Raw genomic sequence first — 18,736 nt, 5'->3', positions numbered from 1 at the left:
GACCCATTCCTACTCGGCGTCCTCCCCTCCCCGGTGGTTCTCGCCGCACGGACAGACGAGAGGCTGTCCGCCGGGGCTCGCCCCGGAGCGGACCATGCGGGCGCCCTGCCTGGCCACGACGAGCGTCTGACGGAGCGCGGTGACCGGGTTGCAGTCGAGTTCGTACCGCATGTACAGCCAGGCCGCCCGGCAGAGCAGTACGAGCGGGGCACCCAGGCGGCGCTGTCGGAGCAGCAGGCGGAGCCGCTTCGCCAGCAGCACGAGTTCGATCCGTGCCCCCTTCTCTTTGCGGCTCTGCTCGATCGCCTGGGACACCGCGTCGTCGGCCTGGTGGAGGTCACCGGTGCGGAGATAGAAGTCGGTCCAAGTGCCGCCGAGCAGGGCCAGGGCGTTGCTGCGCTGCGCGGCTTGGTCAAAGGTTTGCTGACTGCGTGCCAGGTGGTGGGCGGCCTCTTCCACTGTGCCGTGCGCCACCAGGATCTCCGCCAGGCGTTGGTGGTAGAAACCGTGGGACGTCAGTCGCCTGTCGGACAGACTTTCGCCCTCGACGAAGAGTTCGAGGGCCCGGGCATACTCCCCGCCCTCGGCGGCGAACCGCCCCAGGTAGTGCAGCGAGGACGCGACCGCTTGGCTGACACCAGGCCGGCCGAGTACTGGCTGCCCAAACCGTACTGACTTCTCAAAGTGTTCCGCGGCACGTTTTGGATCTGCGTAGTAGTGGGAGAGCCCGAGGCTGTGCTCGTACTCCGCTCGCCAGTGCGCCGCCGACTCCTGGCGGACCAGCCCAGCACATTCGTCCAGCGCCGCCCTCGCGCCCTGGTAGTCACTGATGTCGGTGCGTGAGCGGGACATGGTCAGCAATGCCGCGATGCGCTCGTCGACGGTCCGGCTCGCGTCGACGGCACGTACGATGAGGTCCAGCCGGGACTGGTCACCGTTAGCGAAAAGCGCCTGAAAGCGGGCCGCGGAGAGCAGGAGCCCGGAAACTGGTGTCCCGGTCGCTTCGAGGACGTCGATAAGGGCCTGGACGCTCCGTCCGAATTCCTCGTGCTCGCGGAACCGACTGCTTGCGCCCACCGTCAGCACGGTTTCGAAGGCCAGGCCGAGCAGCGCCTGGGTCAGCTGCGGAGGGAGGGTCTTGCGCACCATGACAGCGCCGCCGAGAAGACGGGCCAGCCTCGGGAACCGCTCCGGGTCCGCGTAGCGCTCAGGATGGGCCACGGCGGCCGCTATCCGCTGTGGATACTCCTCCTCCGCCTCCTCCCGCACCTCTCGTTGCCAGACCGTCATGGCGGACGCTGCGCGGTCTTCCATTCAGACCGACTTCCCGCACCCGATCTGCGGGCAGGTGTGCTCGTAGAGCAGGCTGTGGATCGAGTACCGGCGGTCACGTCCGGACGCTCGCACCAGCCCCAGCCGACAGGCGGACGTGATGAGGGTGTTGAACCGGTTCACGTCGTCGGGACGGACGCTCTCTTCTAACAGCTCCTCATAGCTCATGGCTCCGCCCCGTCCATTGGCGCAGAACGAGAAAAGCAGTCGGCGAGCCTCCTTCCGTGACGAGCGACGGGCCAGTTCCTCCAGTGACTGCTCAAAGAGCCATGCCTTCACCGCCGATCCGAGTTCTCCCGTCACCTGGCGCAGCTCGTCGATGATCCGTGGCAGCGGGAGGCCACTCACGGCGTAGCGACGGGTGATGAGTTTGATCAGGAACGGGTTCCCTTCGGTGATCCCGTAGATGGAATCCAGTTCCTCATCGCGTGCGTCCGCGAGATCAGAGCCGCTGTCGCGTGCCGTCAGCCGGACCAGATTGGACGACTCCCTCTCCCCAAGCGGGTGGATGGCAATGTTCCGCACGCCCATGTCATTGCCGGACGACTTCAGGCGGGTGGTGGCCACGATGCGGTGGGGGCGGCGGAAGCCGAGGGACCGCAGCTGCTCGATGACCTCGTCGGCGGCGTCCACGTACTCCAGATTGTCCACCACCACCAGTACACGGGCGTCGGTGAGCCGACGCTCGATGTGATCGCGAAGCTCACCCTCCCAGAGTGCTTGGGCGGTTGAGAGCTCGCAGTCCACCTGCTGCGCAATGATACGGAGCAGGTCGTGCCAGTACATCGAGTTGACGGATGCCTCACTGGCGTTGGCCGCCGAGAACCGGGCGTTGCGTGCCGAAGCCCAGACGACGTGGGTGAAGCTGTCTCCCTTGGTAACGCGCTGGACGGCTGCATGGGTGATGGCCGTCTTGCCAAGGCCACCCTCGCCGTGCACGGCCACTGCGGACGCGGCCGTGCCGCGCGGGTCCTCGATCGCGGCGGTGACGTCGTCGATCACCTTGTCCACATGGATCAGCTCTTCGGGCTCGATGAGCACATAGCGATCCCAGGAGGTCAGGGACCGATGCCGCGCCGCAGGCGCATGTGGGGCCCCCGGGGCCCAGCGCGGGGGACCGGCCGGTGCCGGAGCGTCGGCGGGAACGGTGTCCGAGGGAGCCTCGCCGCTCCCGTCGCGTACGGCGAGGAGGTTTGCCCGCAGATGCTGGAAGCGACCGTCCTCCTCGCTCTTGGGGCGTATGAGCGTCCGGTGATCACCCGAGACGACCCGTCTGTCCGGGAAGACGGTGTGAGCCGACGCCGGTGGCACCACCCCGTCCTCCTCACCCGCGTACGCGGTGATCGGTATGGGCCAGCAGGCCGGGCCGGCCTCGCCAGCATGCACGACACGGTTGACAACGGTTCGAAGCGCCTCAGTGACAGCTGAGTTCAGAGGCCGCAGTTGCGGCTCCTGCGGAGTCCACCCGAACAGTCCGCTGCGCCGCAGGCTGAGCGCGAGTTGCGAACCGGCGCTGGGGCAGGCGAACATCACGATCTGGCGGATCCGGCGAAGCCTGGGCCCTTCGGCGTCACTGAGCGTCCGATGCAGATACCGCTGGACGATCAGACCGCCCTGGCTGTGCGTGACGAGGACCAGCCTCGGAAATGCGGCGGCCTCCACCTCGATGAAACCCGCCAACTTGTCGGCGATGACCTCGAAGGTCGGAACGGTACGCAACGGGTGTATGCGAAACCGGGGAGAGGAGTAACGGAACAGCAGCGGTGTGACGAAGTCCAGTTGTGTGTCCTGTCGGATGAGTTTCTCCACATCTGACCAAACTCGGGGGCTCGACAGGAACCCGTGCACGAAGACGACTCCCACCTGGCCGTCTGCTGTGGTCATTCGCACCCTCCGCCGATTGCCCCTGTACCGCCCGACCTGAGGTCCGTTCGGCCGAGCGGGTCCGCCACCTTCGGCCTCCTCTCGAGGCCGATTCACATCGCAGCCCAAGTCAAGTCGCCTGGGCTGCGCTTCAGTTGAGTTGGGAGACAGGTGGCTCTTTCATGACCGTCGTCCGCATGCCCACCCCCAGGCCGCCCAGACAACGGACAGCAGGCATGCACAAGATCCTGCTCAGGTGTGCCGAACACGCAGAGGATGGTGGTGCCTTCAGGCATCACCGACGATCCGAGCCCTGGCTGACCCAACTGGCTGCTACATATCGGGAAGCCCCATGAGCCCGGCCATCTGGACGATCACCGTTGTATCCGCGCCGCCGCAGTAGGCGGCTGCGAGTCCGCTGCTCCGCTCGACGTCGAAACGCGCTCCTCTCAGACTTCCCGGTCGCTGCATGGGGCCAAGATGCTGCTGACAGGCTCCTACAGGATTCAGCGGACGCCAAGCCCACGGGGAACAGTTCCCAGCCCCACTCCCTGCCGCATTCGGTGCGGCCGGGACTGCCCCTACAGCCCCACCAGGGGCACCTAACCGAGGAAGCTCAATCGGACCAGACGGTCCGGGTTCTCGGTGTTCGTGTCCACCAGGCACACCGACTGCCATGTCCCCAGTTCCAGCCGCCCGTCGATGACCGGCAGGGTGGCGTGGGGTGGGACGAGGGCGGGGAGGACGTGGTCGCGGCCGTGCCCGGGGGTGCCGTGGCGGTGCTGCCAGCGGTCGTCGGCGGGGAGGAGCGTGCGGAGGGCGGCGAGGAGGTCGTCGTCGCTGCCGGCGCCCGTCTCGATGACGGCGATGCCGGCCGTGGCATGCGGGACGAAGACGTTGAGCAGGCCGTCCCGTCCGGCCGCCGTCTCGCGCAGGAACGCCTCGCAGTCGCGGGTGAGGTCGACGACCCGCTCACGGGATCCGGAGGCGACGTTCAGGACTCGGGTGGTGAAGGCATCGGACATGCCTCCATCCTCGCGCACCCCCTGGACGCGGCGCGGGAGTGACCCCTCGCGCGGCCCGGCCCACCCGGCGCCGATCACACCCTGTGCCCGATCACACCCTCACGCAGGGAAGATCCGCACGCCCTCCCCTGTTGGTAGAAACGTGAACAACGCGCGCGAGATCGAGGTAGTCGTCATAGGCGCCGGCCAGGCAGGTCTGGCGGGCGCCTATCACCTGCGCCGGACCGGCTTCGAGCCGGAGCGCGACTTCGTGGTGCTGGACCACTCGCCCGGCCCGGGCGGCGCCTGGCAGTTCCGGTGGCCGTCGTTGACGTACGGCAAGGTGCACGGGATGCACGCGCTGCCCGGCATGGAGCTGACGGGAGCCGATCCGACGCGGCCGTCCGCCGAGGTCGTCAGCGAGTACTTCGACTCGTACGAACACGCCTTCGACCTGCGGGTACGGCGCCCGGTGGACGTCCACGCGGTGCGGGCGGGCGAGGACGGGCGGCTGCTGGTGGAGACCTCGGACGGTACGTGGTCGACGCGGGCGCTGATCAACGCCACGGGCACCTGGGACCGGCCGTTCTGGCCGCGCTATCCCGGTCAGGAGACCTTCCGGGGGCGACAGTTGCACACCGCCCAGTACCCGGGGCCCGAGGAGTTCGCGGGACTGCGGGTGGTCGTGGTGGGCGGGGGCGCGTCCGGCACGCAGCACCTGCTGGAGATCGCCCCCTACGCCGCCGCGACGACCTGGGTGACGAGGCGCCCGCCCGTCTTCCGCGAGGAGCCGTTCGACGAGGGCGCGGGACGGGCGGCCGTGGCCATGGTGGAGGAGCGGGTGCGGCAGGGGCTGCCGCCGAAGAGCGTGGTCTCGGTGACGGGCCTCCCGCTCAACGACGCCGTCCGGCAGGGCCTCGCGGACGGCGTCCTGGACCGGCTGCCGATGTTCGACCGGATCACGCCCGACGGCGTGGAGTGGGACGACGGCCGCCGCGTGGACGCCGATGTCATCCTCTGGGCGACCGGATTCCGCGCCGCCGTGGACCATCTGGCACCGCTGCGGCTGCGCGAGCCCGGAGGCGGCATCCGCGTCGACGGCACCCGCGCGATCGCCGACCCCCGCGTCCACCTGGTCGGCTACGGCCCCTCGGCGAGCACCATCGGTGCCAACCGCGCCGGCCGGGCGGCGGTACGGGACATCAGGCGGCTGCTGGCGAGCGAACCGGTCGCCACCGTCTGACGCCCCGAGCCGACTCGAGCAGGATCTCAGCCGGCCGCCTGCGAGGGAGACGACGGTACACCCGCCTCGACGGACGGCGACGGCTTCTTCCGGTTCTGGTTGAACTCGGCGACGTTGCGCAGGTGTTCCTGGTAGTCCGCCGTGAAGCGGGTGTCGCCCGGTTTGACCGTGACGAAGTACAGCCAGGCGCCCGACGCCGGATTGACCGCCGCGCGCATCGCCGCCTCACCCGGGTTGGCGATCGGCGTGGGCGGCAGCCCCATGCGCCGGTACGAGTTGTACGGGCTGTCGATCTTCGTGTCGTCGACCCTGGTGTCCAGCGTCGAGCGGTTGAGCGCGTAGTTGATGGTGGAGTCCATCTGCAGCGGCATCCCGCGCTCCAGGCGGTTGAAGACCACCCGGGACACCCGGCCCATGTCCTGCTCGGTGGCCGCCTCGGCCTGGATGATGCTCGCGATCGTGACCGCCTGGTAGACGTTCATCGCGTTGCGCTGGGCCCCGGCCGTGACCTGACCGCCGTTGAACTTCTTGTTCGCGGTCTCGACCATGGACGTCAGCAGGGACTCGGGGGTCGACTTCTCCTTCAAGGGATACGTCGCCGGGAAGAGGTAGCCCTCCGGGTTGCCCTCGGCGTCGGCCGGCAGCATCAGCTTGGCCTTGCGCAGGGACTTCCTGGTCGATCCGGCGGGCAGGGCGAGGGCCTTGTCGACGGCCGCGTAGACCTGGCCGGAGCGCCAGCCCTCGGGGATCACCAGTGACGCCGGGCGCTCGGCCGCGCCGCCACCGCCCTCCACGCTCAGCAGCGGCACCGCCACGGCGGTGGCCGCCACGACGGCTCCGGTCGCGATGAGGGCGACCTGGCCCCGACGCGTCAGTCGAATCGTGCTCCGTGGCGGAGTGTTCATCTGCATGCGGGCACGGTAACCCGCATATCACCCTAAACCCGGCATATCTTCATCTTGTCGGCTCCAATTTCGGCACCTTCGCCGACTCGTGGGCCGGCGTCAGCCGCGCGTCGCGCCGTACGAGCGCCGCGTACCGCCCTCCCCTCTCCATCAACTCCTCGTGCGTACCGCGCTCCACCGCCCGGCCGGAGTCGAGCACCACGATCTGGTCGGCGTCCCGGACGGTGGAGAGGCGGTGGGCGATGGTGACGGTGGTGCGGTTGGCGGAGAGCGCGTCGATGGCCTGCTGCACCGCCTGTTCGGTGCGGGTGTCGAGGGCGCTGGTCGCCTCGTCGAGGATGAGGACCGGCGGGTCGCGCAGGATGGTGCGGGCGATGGCGAGCCGCTGCTTCTCACCGCCGGAGAAGCGGTGCCCGCGTTCGCCGACGACCGTGTCGTAGCCGTCGGGCAGCGCCGCGATGTGGTCGTGGATCTGGGCCGCCCGTGCCGCCGCGTGCAGTTCCTCGTCGGTGGCGTCCGGCTTGGCGAAGCGCAGGTTGTCGGCGACCGAGGCGTGGAAGAGGTACGTCTCCTGGGAGACGACCCCGATGCCACGGGCCAGCGTGTCGAAGTCGAGGTCCCGCACGTCGACCCCGTCGAGGGTGACCCGGCCGCCCGTGACGTCGTACAGCCTCGGCACCAGGCAGCCGAGCGTGGACTTGCCGGCGCCGGTCGGCCCCACCACGGCGAGACTGCCTCCGGCCGGGACGGTGAGGTCGATGCCGTCGAGGATCGGGCGCCGACGGTCCTGGTCGCCCCGCCTGCCGTCCTCGCCGTTCTTGCCGCCGTCGCCGCTCTTGCCGCCGTCGCCGTTCTTGCCGTCCTCGCCGCTCATGCCGTCGTAGCGGAACTCGACGTTCTCGAAGCGGACCTCGCCCTTGACCTGGTCGAGGTGGACGGGGTTCTCGGGCTCGGTGATGTCGATGGGCAGGTCGAGGTACTCGAAGATGCGCTGGAAGAGGGCGAGCGAGGCCTGGATCTGGACGCCTGTGGACAGCAGACTCACGGTCGGCCGGAACAGGTTCTGCTGGAGCGAGACGAAGGCCACGAGCGTGCCGACCGAGACGGACGGGCCGCCCAGTTGCAGCGCGATCCCGGCGCTCCAGTAGATGACGGCGGGCATCGCGGACATGACGACGGTGATGACGGCCATCCGCCACCGTCCGGCCATGTTGGACCTGACCTCCAGGTCGACGAGCCCCTCGGACTCCACGGCGAAGGACTTGGTGAGCGAGTCGGCGCGGCCCATCGTGCGGCCGAGCAGGATGCCGCTGACGGACAGGGACTCGGTTACCGTCGCGGCCATCGCGGCCATCTGGTTCTGGCGCTGGGTGGTGATCTTCTTGCGCTCGTTGCCGACCCGGCGGCTTATCCACACGAACAGCGGCAGCAGGAGCAGGGTGACCACGGTGAGCCGCCAGTCGAGGGCGAGCATCGCGACGACGGTGGCGACCACGCTGGTGGTGTTGGAGACCAGGGAGGTGGCCGTGGAGGTGACGGTCGCCTGCATGCCGCCGATGTCGTTGGCGATGCGGGACTGGACCTCTCCGGTGCGGGTGCGGGTGAAGAAGGCGAGCGACATGCGCTGCAGCCGGCCGTAGACGGCGGTGCGCAGATCATGCATGACGCGCTGGCCGACGGTCGTGGAGATCAGCGTCTGAAGGACACCGAAGATGCTGGTGAGGACCGCGCTCAGGATCATGCCCAGCGCGAGCAGGCTCAGCAGGCCGGTACGGCCCTCGGGGATCGCGGTGTCGAGTATCTCCTTGAGGAGAAAGGGCGTGGCGACCGACGCGAGCGAGGCGGCGCCGACGAGCAGACCGACGATCGCGAGCCGACCGCGATAGGGGCGGAAGAGTTTCAGGATCCGGCGTACCTGGCGAGGCTGTTCCGACGAGTGGCCGGACGGTCCCCAGGCGGGTTCATGGTCGGGATGCATGGGCTCCTACGGGAGGTGAGACGGAGGATGGGCGCGCGTGGAGCGGAGGGCAGAGTGCGCTGCGGGACGGATTTACGGAGCTTAGCTCATTGTTACCTATACTCACAATGAACATGGTCCTGATATTGTTCCCGTATGACCACCCCCGACGCCGACGGGCCGCTCGCCGAGCAGTTGCTGCGGCTCACCCGCCGTGTGCACCGCATCCAGAAGCGCCACCTCCAGCAGAGCGGGTTGGAGATCACACCGGCGCAGTCCCGGCTGCTGCGCACCCTCGCGCACTACGACACGCCCCCGCGCATGGCCGATCTGGCGGAGCGTCTGGAGGTCGTTCCCCGCGCCGTGACGACTCTGGTCGACGCGCTGGAGGAGAGCGGCCGGGTGCGCCGGGTCCCCGATCCGACCAACCGGCGGGTGATCCGGATAGAGGTCACGGACGAGGGCCGCGACGTCCTGCGGGAGCTGCACCACGCACGACGGTCGGCGGCGGAGGAGATCCTGGCGCCGCTGTCGGACGATCAGCGCGGGCTGCTCGGCGGGCTGCTCGACACGCTGATCGACGGGGCGCCGGTGGCGGAGCGGCGCTGCTGAGCCGAGGTCGCAGGAAGGGCCCGGCGCGGGATTCCGCGCCGGGCCCTTCTGTACGGGAGTTCGCAGGACGAGCGGTCAGCTCACCTCGGGGGCCGGTTCCTTCGTCTCGGCCTTGGAGAGCGCGGGAGCCGCCGCAACCGCGAGGGCTTCGACAGGCTTCGCGGGGGTTGCGGCAGGCTTCGCGCCCCCGTCGTCGGCGGGCTCGTCGTCCTCCTCCACGAACTGGATCTCCCCGTCGAGCATCTTCTTCGCCCGCTCGGTGTCCAGCGCGCCCTCCCACTTCGAGACCGCGAAGACGGCGACGCAGTTGCCGAGGAGGTTGGTGACGACACGCATCGAGTCCATGATGCGGTCGACACCGAGCAGCAGGGCGACGGCCCCGGCGGGGATGGCACCGAGCGAGGACGCCGTCGCCGACAGGGCGAGGAAGGCCGAACCGGGGATGCCGGCCATCCCCTTGCTGGTGAGCATCAGGACCAGGATGACGGTGATCTGCTGACTGAGGCTGAGGTCCACACCGACGGCCTGCGCGATGAACAGCGTGCCGATGGAGAGGTAGATGGACGCGCCGTCGAGGTTGAAGGAGTACCCGGTGGGCAGCACCAGACCCACGGCGTCGTCGCGGGCGCCGGCCTGCCGCAGCTTCTGCATCATGCGCGGCATGACGCTCTCGCTGGAGGCGGTGCCCAGCGCCAGCAGCATCTCCGCCCGGGTGTAGCGGACGAACTTCCACAGGCTCAGCCCGGTCACCAGCTTCAGCGCGACGCCGAGCAGCACGAGGAAGACGAGCGCGACGGCGTAGCAGAGGATGATCAGCTTGGCGTAGGTCTTCATGACGCCGAGGCCGTACTCGCCGACCAGATGGACCATCGCGCCGAACACCGCGAGCGGGGCCAGCTTCATGACGAAGCCGACGATCGCGAAGATGACCTCCTGCGCCTGCTCGATGGCGGGCAGGATCTTGGGCACCTTGGTGTGACCGAGGTGCAGCAGCGCCGCGCCGACGAGGCAGGCGAGCACGAGCACCTGGAGCAGCGAGTTCTCGGCGAACGCGCCGATCGCGCTCTGCGGCAGCGCGTTCAGGATGAACTCGCCGGTCGTCGGCAGTTCGCCGCCGGCGGTCTTCGCGTCGACCGCCGAGGTGTCGAGCTTCGAGGGGTCGACGTTCATGCCCGAGCCGGGGCCGACGAGGTTGGCGGCGATCAGACCGATGAGCAGCGCGGCCGTCGAGGCCACCTCGAACCAGATCAGGGCCTTGAGCCCGATCCGTCCGAAGGCCTTGAGGTTGCCGGCCTTGGCGATGCCGACGACGACCACGCAGAACACCAGGGGCGAGATGACCGTCTTGATGAGGCGGATGAAGCCGTCGCCGAGCGGCTGGAAGGTCGTGGCCGTGTCCGGCCACAACCTTCCGACGACGATTCCGAGCACAAGCGCTACTCCGACTTGTGCGAACAGTGAGGTACGCAGCATGCGTGCGACGCGTCGCGTCAGGGACGGTACGGACTGCGGCACGGGGCACTCCTCCGAAGGAACTTTCTGTCATGCGGAAAAGAGCTTCCGCGCCGATCACTATCGGGGAGCTGTCGCTCGTGGAGAAGACCACTGCGTTTCGCCGCTGTAAATCATCGAACAGACGTCACATCGCACGCATTCGGCGTCAACAGCCCATCCGGTCCTCCGTCAGCACTCCCTGTACGGAGACCAGCGAACGGTCGTAGCACCCGTACGAGCCGTACGTCCGGTAGCGCTCGCGCGTCGTCCCGACCGCGTGCCGCTGGTCACGCGGCACGTTCGCCGTGTACGTGGCGTCCCCCGTGTAGGTGTCGTCGAGCCGGGACCACGCCGTGCGCCGCCCGCCCCGCGTCTCGGCGACCGTCGCCCGGTCGCCGAGCGTGAGCACGGTCCGCAGGCGGTCGCCCGCGCCGAGCGTCGTCGTTCCGTCCATCGTGTACGACCGCTGGACACGCGTCGTCCGGGCCGGTACGCGCCCCTCGACGGTGACCGTCTCGTCGTCGCTCCACCTCGCGTCGAGCGCGTCGGGGTTCTCCCCCTCGGCCCAGGTGTGCGTGGAGGTGTTGGCGAGACTCCGACGGACGGTCGTCGTCACCCGGCCGTGCGAGGTGTCGACATACCCGGCGACGGTCAGCCGGTGGCGGCCCTCGGTGTCGAGGCGGTGCTGCGCGCCGGGCGTGTACGTGGACTCGGAGGCGCGATCGCCCGCCTGGGCCTTCGTCAGGGCACCGGTGACGCGTTCGCTCCTCGCGTCCTGCCAGACGAGGACGTTGACCGGAGTGCTCCAGCCGCTCTGCCCCTCGGGCACGCCGACGACGGAGACCTCGATCCGGTGCGGGCGGCCGTCGTTGAGGAGGCCCGCGAAGGGGGTGAGGTCGTAGCGCAGGGGCTGGACGTCGAAGGCACGGGGTCCGGGGACGACGTACCAGAGGAAGGGGTTGGACCAGCCGCCCGTCCAGACGTTCGGGAAGGGTGCGGCGATTCCGGCCAGTTGCCCGTCCACCGTGATCTGCACCTCGCGGTACGGCCCCTCGTCCGCCTTGCAGGAGTACGGCGCCTGCGCGGGGACCGTCAGGTACCAGTACTCCTCGCAGCCGCCGCCGGACCCGGTCGCGTACACCTCGGCGACGACGCGCTCGCTGTTGCGCGGGGTGGTCAGAGTGCTGCCGTCCTGGAGGGTGAGGACGCGGTCGGGGATCGTCGCCGCCGTCCTCGCGTCGGGCCGGCCCGCGTAGAACGTCAGCGTGACCCTGACGTCGAGGACGCCGGTGTAGGTGTCGTCGACGACATTGCCGATGAGCATCTCCACGGGCCGCGTGGTGCGCAGGGTGGGGGCATAGCGGGTGACGTCCTTCTCCAGGGACCACTCGATGCCGTCGGGCGAGGGCTGCGGGGTGGACGTCCGCAGCACCTCGACTCCGCCGATGTGCAGATACCCGAGGCGGTCGAACTGACGGCCCTTCACCTTGCCGTCCAGCCGCAGGACGACCTTGCTCCACCTCGTCCCGCAGTCACCGGGCGGTGTGTAGGTCCCCCGGTAGGGCGTGAAGTCCCTGAACCGGGCCTCGGCGACCGTCACCTCGCACGACGTGCTGTGCGCGGGCCCGGTGACGGGCGGGGCGGCGGTGACCGGGTCGTGCCAGTCGGTACCGAACTCGGCGGGGACGTCGGCGGATCGGGCCGTCCCGGCCCCTAGGAGGGTGCCCACCACAAGGGTCACCCCGGTGAGCATGGACATGATGATCCGGCTTCTCATGGCCGGAGTTCTACGGGCAGTCGGCGCCCCGCCGCAACGCGATCTCCGGCCACAAGCGGGGTGCGCGAGTGAGCGGGGCGAACGGGGGCGAGGCGAGTGGGTGGGCGGGGCGAGTGGGTGGGCAGGGCGGGGGGATCGCGGCGACGCCCGGCGCCTCAGGCCTTCAGTGCCGCCTTGTCCCCCATGACGATCACCGGGTGCTGGGCCGGGTCGAGGGTGCGCAGCAGGTACTCCATCCCCGACTTGGACAGACTGACGCAGGCCGAGGTGCCGCTGCCGTGGTCCATGTGCAGCCAGATGCTGCCGCCCTTCGACTGGCCCTCGGGACGCGTCGGGTCGATCGGCGAGGTGCCCTTGACTCGGTTGTAGTCGATGGCGATCACGTAGTCGAAGTCGTGCCAGTGCGACTTGGCCCAGTAGTGCGGTGCCTGGAACGACGCCGACCGGCTGTACGGGAGCTTGGCTCCCGGATCGGCGAGGACGCCTCCCGCGTCGCTGAGCGTGAACACACCCACGGGGCTGCGCTTGTCGCCTTCCCGATGGTCGGTGGTCCACCCCTTCTTGCCATTGTGGCCCTCCCAGCTTCGGGTCTTCTTCCAGATGGAACCGCTCTTCGTGTAGAGCACGACCGAAGCGTCGGCGTCGTCCTCGCCTTCCCCGTACACCGCCACGACCTGGCGGGACTCGGCGGGGATCTGCTTCTGCAGACGGTCGCCCACGTCCGGGACACGGGTCGGGTCCACGGTCTGAGCCTCGGCGCGGCCGGTCCTGTCGCCGGACTTCATGGCGTCCGTGTCCGGCCCGCCCCCGTCGTTCGTGCCGCCCGAACCGCCGCACGCCGCCAGGGACATCACCAGCGCACCACAGACCACCGCCGCGAGCGGGAGCCGACTCGCGCCCCTCGTCGCACCCTTGTTCTTAGCCCGTCCCGCATCCGCATCGCTCGTCACGCCGGTTCGTCCCCGCCTCGTACCGCCTATTCGCATGCCGTCCATCGTCGCACCGCTCACCGGACGGATGCGTCCGCCGTCCCGCGCGCCGTGCCTCGGCCGGGTGGTCCAGGCCGAAACTTTGCCCGGCCCCGGAAAACCGTTTGCTTCCGACCGCGCCGCGACGCGAACCTTTCACGGCCGGTCGTCGGATTCACGGCCCCTTTCTCCCCACTTCGCCCTACCTCTCCCCCACCCTGACACGAGCCTCTGGGACGTCATGCAGATTCAAGACCTTCCGTACGCAGACCCCGGCGTGCCGGACGCCCGCTCGGGTCCACGTTTCCTGTGGTGGCTCGGCCGGAATCAGCTCGGCGGACAGTTCAAGGCGCTGGCATGGGGGTTGCTGCACTTCACCTCCGTGGCCGGGCTGCCGTTCTGTGTCGGCTTCGCCATCCAGGCCGTGGTCGACCGCTCCGGCGCCCGGCTCGCCCTCGCGGGCGTGGTGCTGGTGCTGTGCGGGTTCACCATCGCGCTGGGCGACACCTTCCTGCACCGCTCCGCGGTCACCAACTGGATCACCGCCGCCGCGCGCGTCCAGCAGCTGCTGGCCCGCAAGACGGCCCAGCTCGGCTCGGCGCTGACGCGGCGGGTGGCGGCCGGTGAGATCGTCGCCGTCTCCACGGGCGACGTCGAGAGGATCGGCTGGTTCGTCGAGGGCGTCTCCCGGTTCACGGCCGCGGCCCTCACCGTGGTGCTCGTCTGTGTCGCCCTGGTCGTCTACCAGCCCGCGCTCGGCATCGTCGTCGCCGTGGGCGTCCCCGTCCTCGCTCTCTCCGTGCTGCCGTTGCTGCCCCGCGCGACCCGGAGGGCCGACTTCCAGCGCGAGAAGGCGGGCCGCGCCACCGAGCTGGCTTCCGACACCGTCGCGGGCCTGCGCGTCCTGCGCGGTATCGGCGGGGAGGAACTCTTCCTCGACCGCTACCGCCGGGCCTCCCAGGAGGTCCGCCACGCCGCCGTCCGCAGCGCCCGTATGTGGGCTCTCATCTCCGGTCTGCAGGTGCTGTTGCCGGGGCTGCTGATGATCGCGGTCGTGTGGCACGGTGTGGGTCTCGCCCGTGAGGGCCGGATCACGGTCGGCGAGCTGGTCACCGTGTACAGCGCGGTCATGCTGCTCACGTATCCGCTCCGGCACTTCGAGGAGATCGCGATGGCGTACTCCTTCTCCCGCCCGTCCGCCAAACGGGCCGCCGGGGTGCTGTCGCTGGAACGGGCCACGGACACCGAAGGAGCCCGCGCGGCCGCCGTGCCCACCGGCGACCTGTACGACCCGGCGACCGGACTGCTCGCACCCGCCGGGTTTCTCACCGCCGTGGTGTGCGGCGACCCCGACGCGGCCGGACGCCTGGCCGAACGGCTCGGCGGCCATGCCACCGAGGAGGGCGCCTCCGCGCTGCTCGGCGGCGTCCCGCTCGACGAGCTGCCCCTCGACTCCGCCCGCACCGCCGTCCTCGTCCAGGACAAGGACCCGGTGCTGCTCTCCGGCACGCTGCGCGAACTCCTCGACGTCCCCGCCTCCGGCGAGGTCACCGCCGAGGAGGCGCTGGCCGCCGCCCAGTGCGGTGACGTGCTGGAGGCCCTGATCCAGGGGTCGCTCGACACCGAGGACCCGCTGGACGCCCGGATCACCGAGCGTGGCCGGTCCCTGTCCGGCGGCCAGCGCCAGCGCCTCGCGCTGGCCCGGTCCCTCGTCACGGACCCCGGCGTCCTGGTCCTGGACGAACCGACCTCCGCCGTCGACTCGCACACCGAGGCCCGGGTCGCCGACGGCATCCGGTCGCTGCGGGCGGGCAGGACCACGGTCGTCTTCACCTCCTCGCCCCTGCTCCTGGACCTCGCCGAACGCGTCGTCCTCGTGCACGAGGGCAAGGTCACGGCGGTGGGCCCGCACCGCGACCTCCTGCACGACGAACCCCTGTACCGGGCGGTCGTCACCCGCGAAACCGACGAGGAGACCGCCCCGGCCGGCGGTTCCGGGGAGAAAACCCTCCGGGCCGCCGGGCCCGGCTTCGCGGATCGGCCGGCGGACCTCGGGACCGCCCTCAGCGACGTGCTGGACGAACTGGAAGAAATCGAGGAGACCGCATGATCGGCGTGGCGCCCCCGGCCTACGACCCGGCCGCCCCGACGACGGCGAACACCCTGCCCGTCGGCGCCCCCGCGACCGTACGCGCCTACGTGGCGGAACTGTTCCGTCGGCACCGCCGGGCCTTCGTCCTGCTCATCACCGTCAACACGGTCGCCGTGGTCGCCTCGATGGCGGGCCCCTACCTGCTCGGGGGCCTCGTCGAACGCGTCTCGGACGGGGCCCGTGAACTCCACATGGAGCTCACGGCGACAGTCTTCGTCGTCGCCCTCCTCGTCCAGGCCGTCTTCGTCCGGGAGGTGCGGCTACGCGGCGCCATGCTCGGGGAGCGGATGCTGGCCGACCTCCGCGAGGACTTCCTCGTCCGGTCGGTCGGGCTGCCGCCGGGTGTCCTGGAACGCGCCGGCACCGGTGACCTGCTCTCCCGCATCACCACGGACATCGACCGGCTCGGCAACGCCATGCGCGAGGCCGTGCCGCAGCTGGCGATCGGCGTGGTGTGGGTGGCCCTCCTCATCGGCGGGCTCGCCGTCACCGCGCCCCCACTGGCTCTGACCGTACTGCTCGCCCTGCCGCTGCTGGTGCTCGGCTGCCGCTGGTACTTCAAGCGGGCTCCCTCCGCCTACCGCTCGGAGTCCGCCGGGTACGCCGCCGTCGCCGCCGTGCTCGCCGAGACCGTCGACGCCGGCCGCACGGTGGAGGCCCACCGCCTCGGCACGCGCCGGATCGACCTGTCGAACCAGCGCATCGAGGAGTGGACCGCCTGGGAGCGGTACACGCTGTGGCTGCGGTCGGTGCTCTTCCCCGTCATCAATTTCACGCACACCACGGTCCTCGGCTCGGTGCTGATCGTCGGCGGGGTGTTCGTCCTGCAGGGCTGGATCGGGCTCGGCCAGCTGACCACGGGCGCGCTCATCGCCCAGATGCTCGTCGACCCGGTCAACCTGATCCTTCGCTGGTACGACGAGCTGCAGGTCGCCGAGGTGTCGCTGGCCCGCCTGGTGGGCGTGCGGGACATCGAGCCCGACGCGGGCGACCCGGCCGTGGCCCCGGACGGACGCCATGTCCACGCCGACCAGGTGCGCTTCGGGTACCGCGAAGGCGTCGACGTCCTGCGCAAGGTGTCCCTGGAGGTCGCGCCGGGCACCCGGCTCGCCCTGGTCGGTCCGTCCGGCGCGGGCAAGTCGACCCTGGGCAGGCTCCTCGCCGGGATCTACGCCCCCCGCGACGGCCGTATCACCCTGGGTGGGGCCGAGCTGTCCCGTATGCCCGCCGAGGACGTCCGCTCCCATGTGGCGCTGGTCAACCAGGAACACCACGTGTTCGTCGGCTCGCTGCGCGACAACCTGCTCCTCGCCCGCACGGGTGCGCGGGACGCCGAGCTGTGGGCGGCGCTGGGCGCGGTCGACGCCGACACCTGGGCGCAGGCCCTGGAGGAGGGGCTGGACACCGAGGTCGGTTCCGGCGGGTTCGCCCTCACTCCCGCGCAGGCCCAGCAGATCGCGCTGGCCCGGCTGGTCCTCGCCGACCCGCACACGCTGGTCCTGGACGAGGCGACCTCGCTCCTCGACCCGCGTGCGGCCCGCCACCTGGAACGCTCCCTGGCCCGTGTCCTCGACGGCCGCACGGTCGTCGCCATCGCCCATCGCCTGCACACCGCCCACGACGCCGACGTCATCGCCGTCGTCGAGAACGGCCGCATCAGCGAGCTGGGCAGCCACGATCAACTGGTCGAGGCGGACGGCGCGTACGCCGCCCTGTGGAGGTCGTGGCACGGCTGACCGTCGGCAGGGCGCGAGCGTCAGGGGTGCGGTGGGCCGGGGCGGGGAGGAGTCCTCGGCCCGGCCCGTCTCCCCGGGTGGTCGCAGGGCTGCGTGAGTCCCCGCGTCCTGCCGCTCGGCCGGGAAGGCACGGGGCCGGGAGGGGCGGCGGCCCGGTGGTCCGGCGGCCTCCGGCCCCCTGCCGTTGCGCGGTGCCGAACGCGAGTGGAAGGCTGGTGGTGGGCACTGATTCGGGGGACGCCCGTGAACCGCCCGGTTCACGGGGTCCGGGCCGTCGCCCAGCGGTCCGCGCGCCCACCGCCGCCGAGCGGTGGCACCGGGCCCGTCCCACCACTGGAGGTATCCGTGGACACAGTCGGCGGCTGGGGAGACGACGTCTACCAGCCAGACGGATCCGAGATCCAGGACGACGCGGGGCTGCTGGACGCCGAGGACACCCTGCTCGCCGACGGTGTGCCCGACCCGCTCGACCGGGGCTGGTCCCCACCGGAGCGGCCCTGGGCGGTGGAGCACACCGGTGTGACGGCGGCGGAGCGGCTGCGCGGCGAGACTCTGGAGCAGCGCCTCGCCGAGGAGCTTCCGGACATCGCCTACCCCGGCGGGGACGGTATCGGCGACTCGCAGGACACCGACGGTGAGCCCCTGGACAACGAGGTGGGTGATGTGCGCTCCGGGCGTCTCGTCGCTCCCGACGAGGGCGCGCACGAGGACGAGGAGAGCGGGCTGGTCGCCAGCGACGTGGGCATCGACGGGGCGGCCGCCTCCGCCGAGGAGGCGGCGATGCACATCGTGGACGAGGACTCCCTGTCCGGCTGACCCGCTTCCCGGGAGCCCGGCCGGGGCCGGGCCGCACCTCAGATGACGTTCAGCGCCGCCGCCGCGCCCACTCCCCCGAGCACCATGAACACCGGCATCAACACCCGCAGCTCCACCCAGCTGCCGGCCCGGAACCGCATGGCCTTCGGCGGGCCCAGCGGGTACCAGCGCTTGCGCCCGATCGGTATGGGCCACAGGACCGGGCAGCCCGACACGGTCAACGCGTCCCCGATGTCGTGCACCAGCGCGCCGAGCACGATCGGCAGCCCGAGCCACAGATACTCCTGGCCCGGCTGTGTGAACAGCCAGTCCGCCCCGTTGCCCGGCTTGTCCAGGACACCCGCGATGATCCAGGCACTGGTCGCGGCCAGCAGCCACACCAGCACATCGCTGCTCGACCCCCGCGCCGCCCGCCACAGCAGACCCTCGATGGCCAGGACCATGTGCACGAACAGGATGGCCAGCACGGCCCAGCGCCCGCCCGTGATGGCGATGCCGGAGGCGCCGGCGCCGAGCAGTACCGCCCACAGCCAGGTGTGCGTGAGCGTGCGGTGCCCGCCCGAGCGCCGCGGGTCGCCCTGCTTCTTCGTCGCCTTGTACACGGCGTACGAGAGCTTGTCGACGATCTCGCACACCCAGCGCGACAGCGGACCGAAGGATCGCGAGATCGTGGCAGCCTTGTGATCCAGGTCCGGGGCGAGCGCGGCGCCCGCGCAGATCAGCGCACCGGTCAGGAGGACCGGCCAGGGCATGGTGTGCCCGGTGGCCGCCGCTGCCGCCCCTACGCCGAGCCAGGCCGCGGCTCCCGACAGTGAGTGTGCTGGTCCCATCATGGCCGTGCCCCGTCCCATTCCGTTCGTGCCGCTGTCCAGGCGCG

At 70.4% G+C, this 18,736-nt stretch carries 14 protein-coding genes; 5 read left to right on the top strand and 9 right to left on the bottom strand.

Annotated features, from left to right (window positions below; all coding sequences use genetic code 11):
* Positions 1–9 precede the first annotated feature (9 nt).
* From STRBO_RS0118385 to STRBO_RS0118375, 3 genes are all read right to left on the bottom strand, one after another.
* Positions 10–1,314 (bottom strand): tetratricopeptide repeat protein, encoded by a 1,305-nt coding sequence (locus STRBO_RS0118385; protein WP_020114577.1) that lies wholly within the window; start codon positions 1,312–1,314, stop codon positions 10–12.
* A complete protein-coding gene (locus tag STRBO_RS0118380; RefSeq protein WP_005475102.1) occupies positions 1,315–3,216 on the bottom strand; it encodes an NB-ARC domain-containing protein in 1,902 nt (633 codons plus the stop codon). It lies immediately after the preceding gene.
* 581 nt (positions 3,217–3,797) lie between these two features.
* The gene (locus STRBO_RS0118375; protein ID WP_005475103.1) at positions 3,798–4,220 is read right to left on the bottom strand and encodes a secondary thiamine-phosphate synthase enzyme YjbQ; all 423 of its coding nucleotides are present in this window, start codon (positions 4,218–4,220) and stop codon (positions 3,798–3,800) included.
* A 142-nt stretch (positions 4,221–4,362) separates the two neighbouring features.
* Between STRBO_RS0118375 and STRBO_RS0118370 the strand changes: the two genes are divergently transcribed.
* Complete coding sequence (locus tag STRBO_RS0118370) at positions 4,363–5,442, top strand: NAD(P)-binding domain-containing protein (protein WP_005475104.1); 1,080 nt, start codon at positions 4,363–4,365, stop codon at positions 5,440–5,442.
* 26 nt (positions 5,443–5,468) lie between these two features.
* On the opposite strand, the gene mltG is transcribed toward STRBO_RS0118370, so the two are convergent.
* Both mltG and STRBO_RS0118360 read right to left on the bottom strand, forming a co-directional pair.
* Positions 5,469–6,353, bottom strand: coding sequence for an endolytic transglycosylase MltG (gene mltG / locus STRBO_RS0118365; RefSeq protein WP_005475105.1), 885 nt, complete (start codon positions 6,351–6,353; stop codon positions 5,469–5,471).
* A 43-nt stretch (positions 6,354–6,396) separates the two neighbouring features.
* Positions 6,397–8,325, bottom strand: a complete 1,929-nt coding sequence (locus STRBO_RS0118360; RefSeq protein ID WP_005475106.1) for an ABC transporter ATP-binding protein — start codon at positions 8,323–8,325, stop codon at positions 6,397–6,399.
* A 135-nt stretch (positions 8,326–8,460) separates the two neighbouring features.
* On the opposite strand from STRBO_RS0118360, the gene STRBO_RS0118355 reads away from it, so the two are divergent.
* Positions 8,461–8,916, top strand: a complete 456-nt coding sequence (locus STRBO_RS0118355) for a MarR family winged helix-turn-helix transcriptional regulator (RefSeq protein WP_005475108.1) — start codon at positions 8,461–8,463, stop codon at positions 8,914–8,916.
* Between the two features lie 75 nt (positions 8,917–8,991).
* Here STRBO_RS0118355 and STRBO_RS0118350 read toward each other — a convergent pair whose 3' ends face one another.
* From STRBO_RS0118350 to STRBO_RS0118340, 3 genes are all read right to left on the bottom strand, one after another.
* On the bottom strand, positions 8,992–10,431 hold the full coding sequence (locus STRBO_RS0118350) for a C4-dicarboxylate transporter DctA (RefSeq protein WP_005475110.1): 1,440 nt from the start codon (positions 10,429–10,431) through the stop codon (positions 8,992–8,994).
* A 145-nt stretch (positions 10,432–10,576) separates the two neighbouring features.
* Positions 10,577–12,187, bottom strand: a complete 1,611-nt coding sequence (locus STRBO_RS0118345) for a peptide-N4-asparagine amidase (RefSeq protein ID WP_005475112.1) — start codon at positions 12,185–12,187, stop codon at positions 10,577–10,579.
* A 155-nt stretch (positions 12,188–12,342) separates the two neighbouring features.
* Positions 12,343–13,038: a hypothetical protein gene (locus STRBO_RS0118340; RefSeq protein ID WP_202499413.1), complete on the bottom strand. Its 696-nt coding sequence runs from the start codon at positions 13,036–13,038 to the stop codon at positions 12,343–12,345.
* Positions 13,039–13,396: 358 nt separating this feature from the next.
* Here STRBO_RS0118340 and STRBO_RS0118335 point away from each other — a divergent pair, with 358 nt between their 5' ends.
* The 3 genes from STRBO_RS0118335 (at position 13,397) to STRBO_RS0118325 (ending at position 17,859) form a co-directional block, all read left to right on the top strand.
* Positions 13,397–15,265 (top strand): ABC transporter ATP-binding protein, encoded by a 1,869-nt coding sequence (locus STRBO_RS0118335; protein WP_005475115.1) that lies wholly within the window; start codon positions 13,397–13,399, stop codon positions 15,263–15,265.
* Entirely contained in the window at positions 15,262–17,043 is a 1,782-nt protein-coding gene (locus STRBO_RS0118330; RefSeq protein ID WP_005475116.1) for an ABC transporter ATP-binding protein, read from the top strand. The genes STRBO_RS0118335 and STRBO_RS0118330 overlap by 4 nt, the downstream gene beginning before the upstream one ends.
* 345 nt (positions 17,044–17,388) lie before the next feature.
* On the top strand, positions 17,389–17,859 hold the full coding sequence (locus STRBO_RS0118325; protein ID WP_005475117.1) for a DUF5709 domain-containing protein: 471 nt from the start codon (positions 17,389–17,391) through the stop codon (positions 17,857–17,859).
* Positions 17,860–17,897: 38 nt separating this feature from the next.
* Here the strand turns inward: STRBO_RS0118325 and STRBO_RS0118320 are convergent, their stop codons facing one another.
* Complete coding sequence (locus STRBO_RS0118320; RefSeq protein WP_028796730.1) at positions 17,898–18,692, bottom strand: metal-dependent hydrolase; 795 nt, start codon at positions 18,690–18,692, stop codon at positions 17,898–17,900.
* Positions 18,693–18,736 lie beyond the last annotated feature (44 nt).

Source organism: Streptomyces bottropensis ATCC 25435, assembly GCF_000383595.1.
Classification (GTDB): Bacteria; Actinomycetota; Actinomycetes; order Streptomycetales; family Streptomycetaceae; genus Streptomyces; species Streptomyces bottropensis.
Note: the sequence above shows the minus strand (reverse complement) of the source record. Positions and strands in the feature narration are given on the sequence as shown.

What these genes read in the sequence shown, in the direction of transcription:
- STRBO_RS0118345 (WP_005475112.1), bottom strand. Translation starts at nt 12,187, where the DNA reads ATGAGAAGCCGGATCATCATGTCCATGCTCACCGGGGTGACCCTTGTG.
- STRBO_RS0118360 (WP_005475106.1), bottom strand. Translation starts at nt 8,325, where the DNA reads ATGCATCCCGACCATGAACCCGCCTGGGGACCGTCCGGCCACTCGTCG.
- STRBO_RS0118340 (WP_202499413.1), bottom strand. Translation starts at nt 13,038, where the DNA reads ATGTCCCTGGCGGCGTGCGGCGGTTCGGGCGGCACGAACGACGGGGGC.
- STRBO_RS0118375 (WP_005475103.1), bottom strand. Translation starts at nt 4,220, where the DNA reads ATGTCCGATGCCTTCACCACCCGAGTCCTGAACGTCGCCTCCGGATCC.
- STRBO_RS0118320 (WP_028796730.1), bottom strand. Translation starts at nt 18,692, where the DNA reads ATGATGGGACCAGCACACTCACTGTCGGGAGCCGCGGCCTGGCTCGGC.
- STRBO_RS0118335 (WP_005475115.1), top strand. Translation starts at nt 13,397, where the DNA reads ATGCAGATTCAAGACCTTCCGTACGCAGACCCCGGCGTGCCGGACGCC.
- STRBO_RS0118330 (WP_005475116.1), top strand. Translation starts at nt 15,262, where the DNA reads ATGATCGGCGTGGCGCCCCCGGCCTACGACCCGGCCGCCCCGACGACG.
- STRBO_RS0118380 (WP_005475102.1), bottom strand. Translation starts at nt 3,216, where the DNA reads ATGACCACAGCAGACGGCCAGGTGGGAGTCGTCTTCGTGCACGGGTTC.
- STRBO_RS0118355 (WP_005475108.1), top strand. Translation starts at nt 8,461, where the DNA reads ATGACCACCCCCGACGCCGACGGGCCGCTCGCCGAGCAGTTGCTGCGG.
- mltG (WP_005475105.1), bottom strand. Translation starts at nt 6,353, where the DNA reads ATGCAGATGAACACTCCGCCACGGAGCACGATTCGACTGACGCGTCGG.
- STRBO_RS0118385 (WP_020114577.1), bottom strand. Translation starts at nt 1,314, where the DNA reads ATGGAAGACCGCGCAGCGTCCGCCATGACGGTCTGGCAACGAGAGGTG.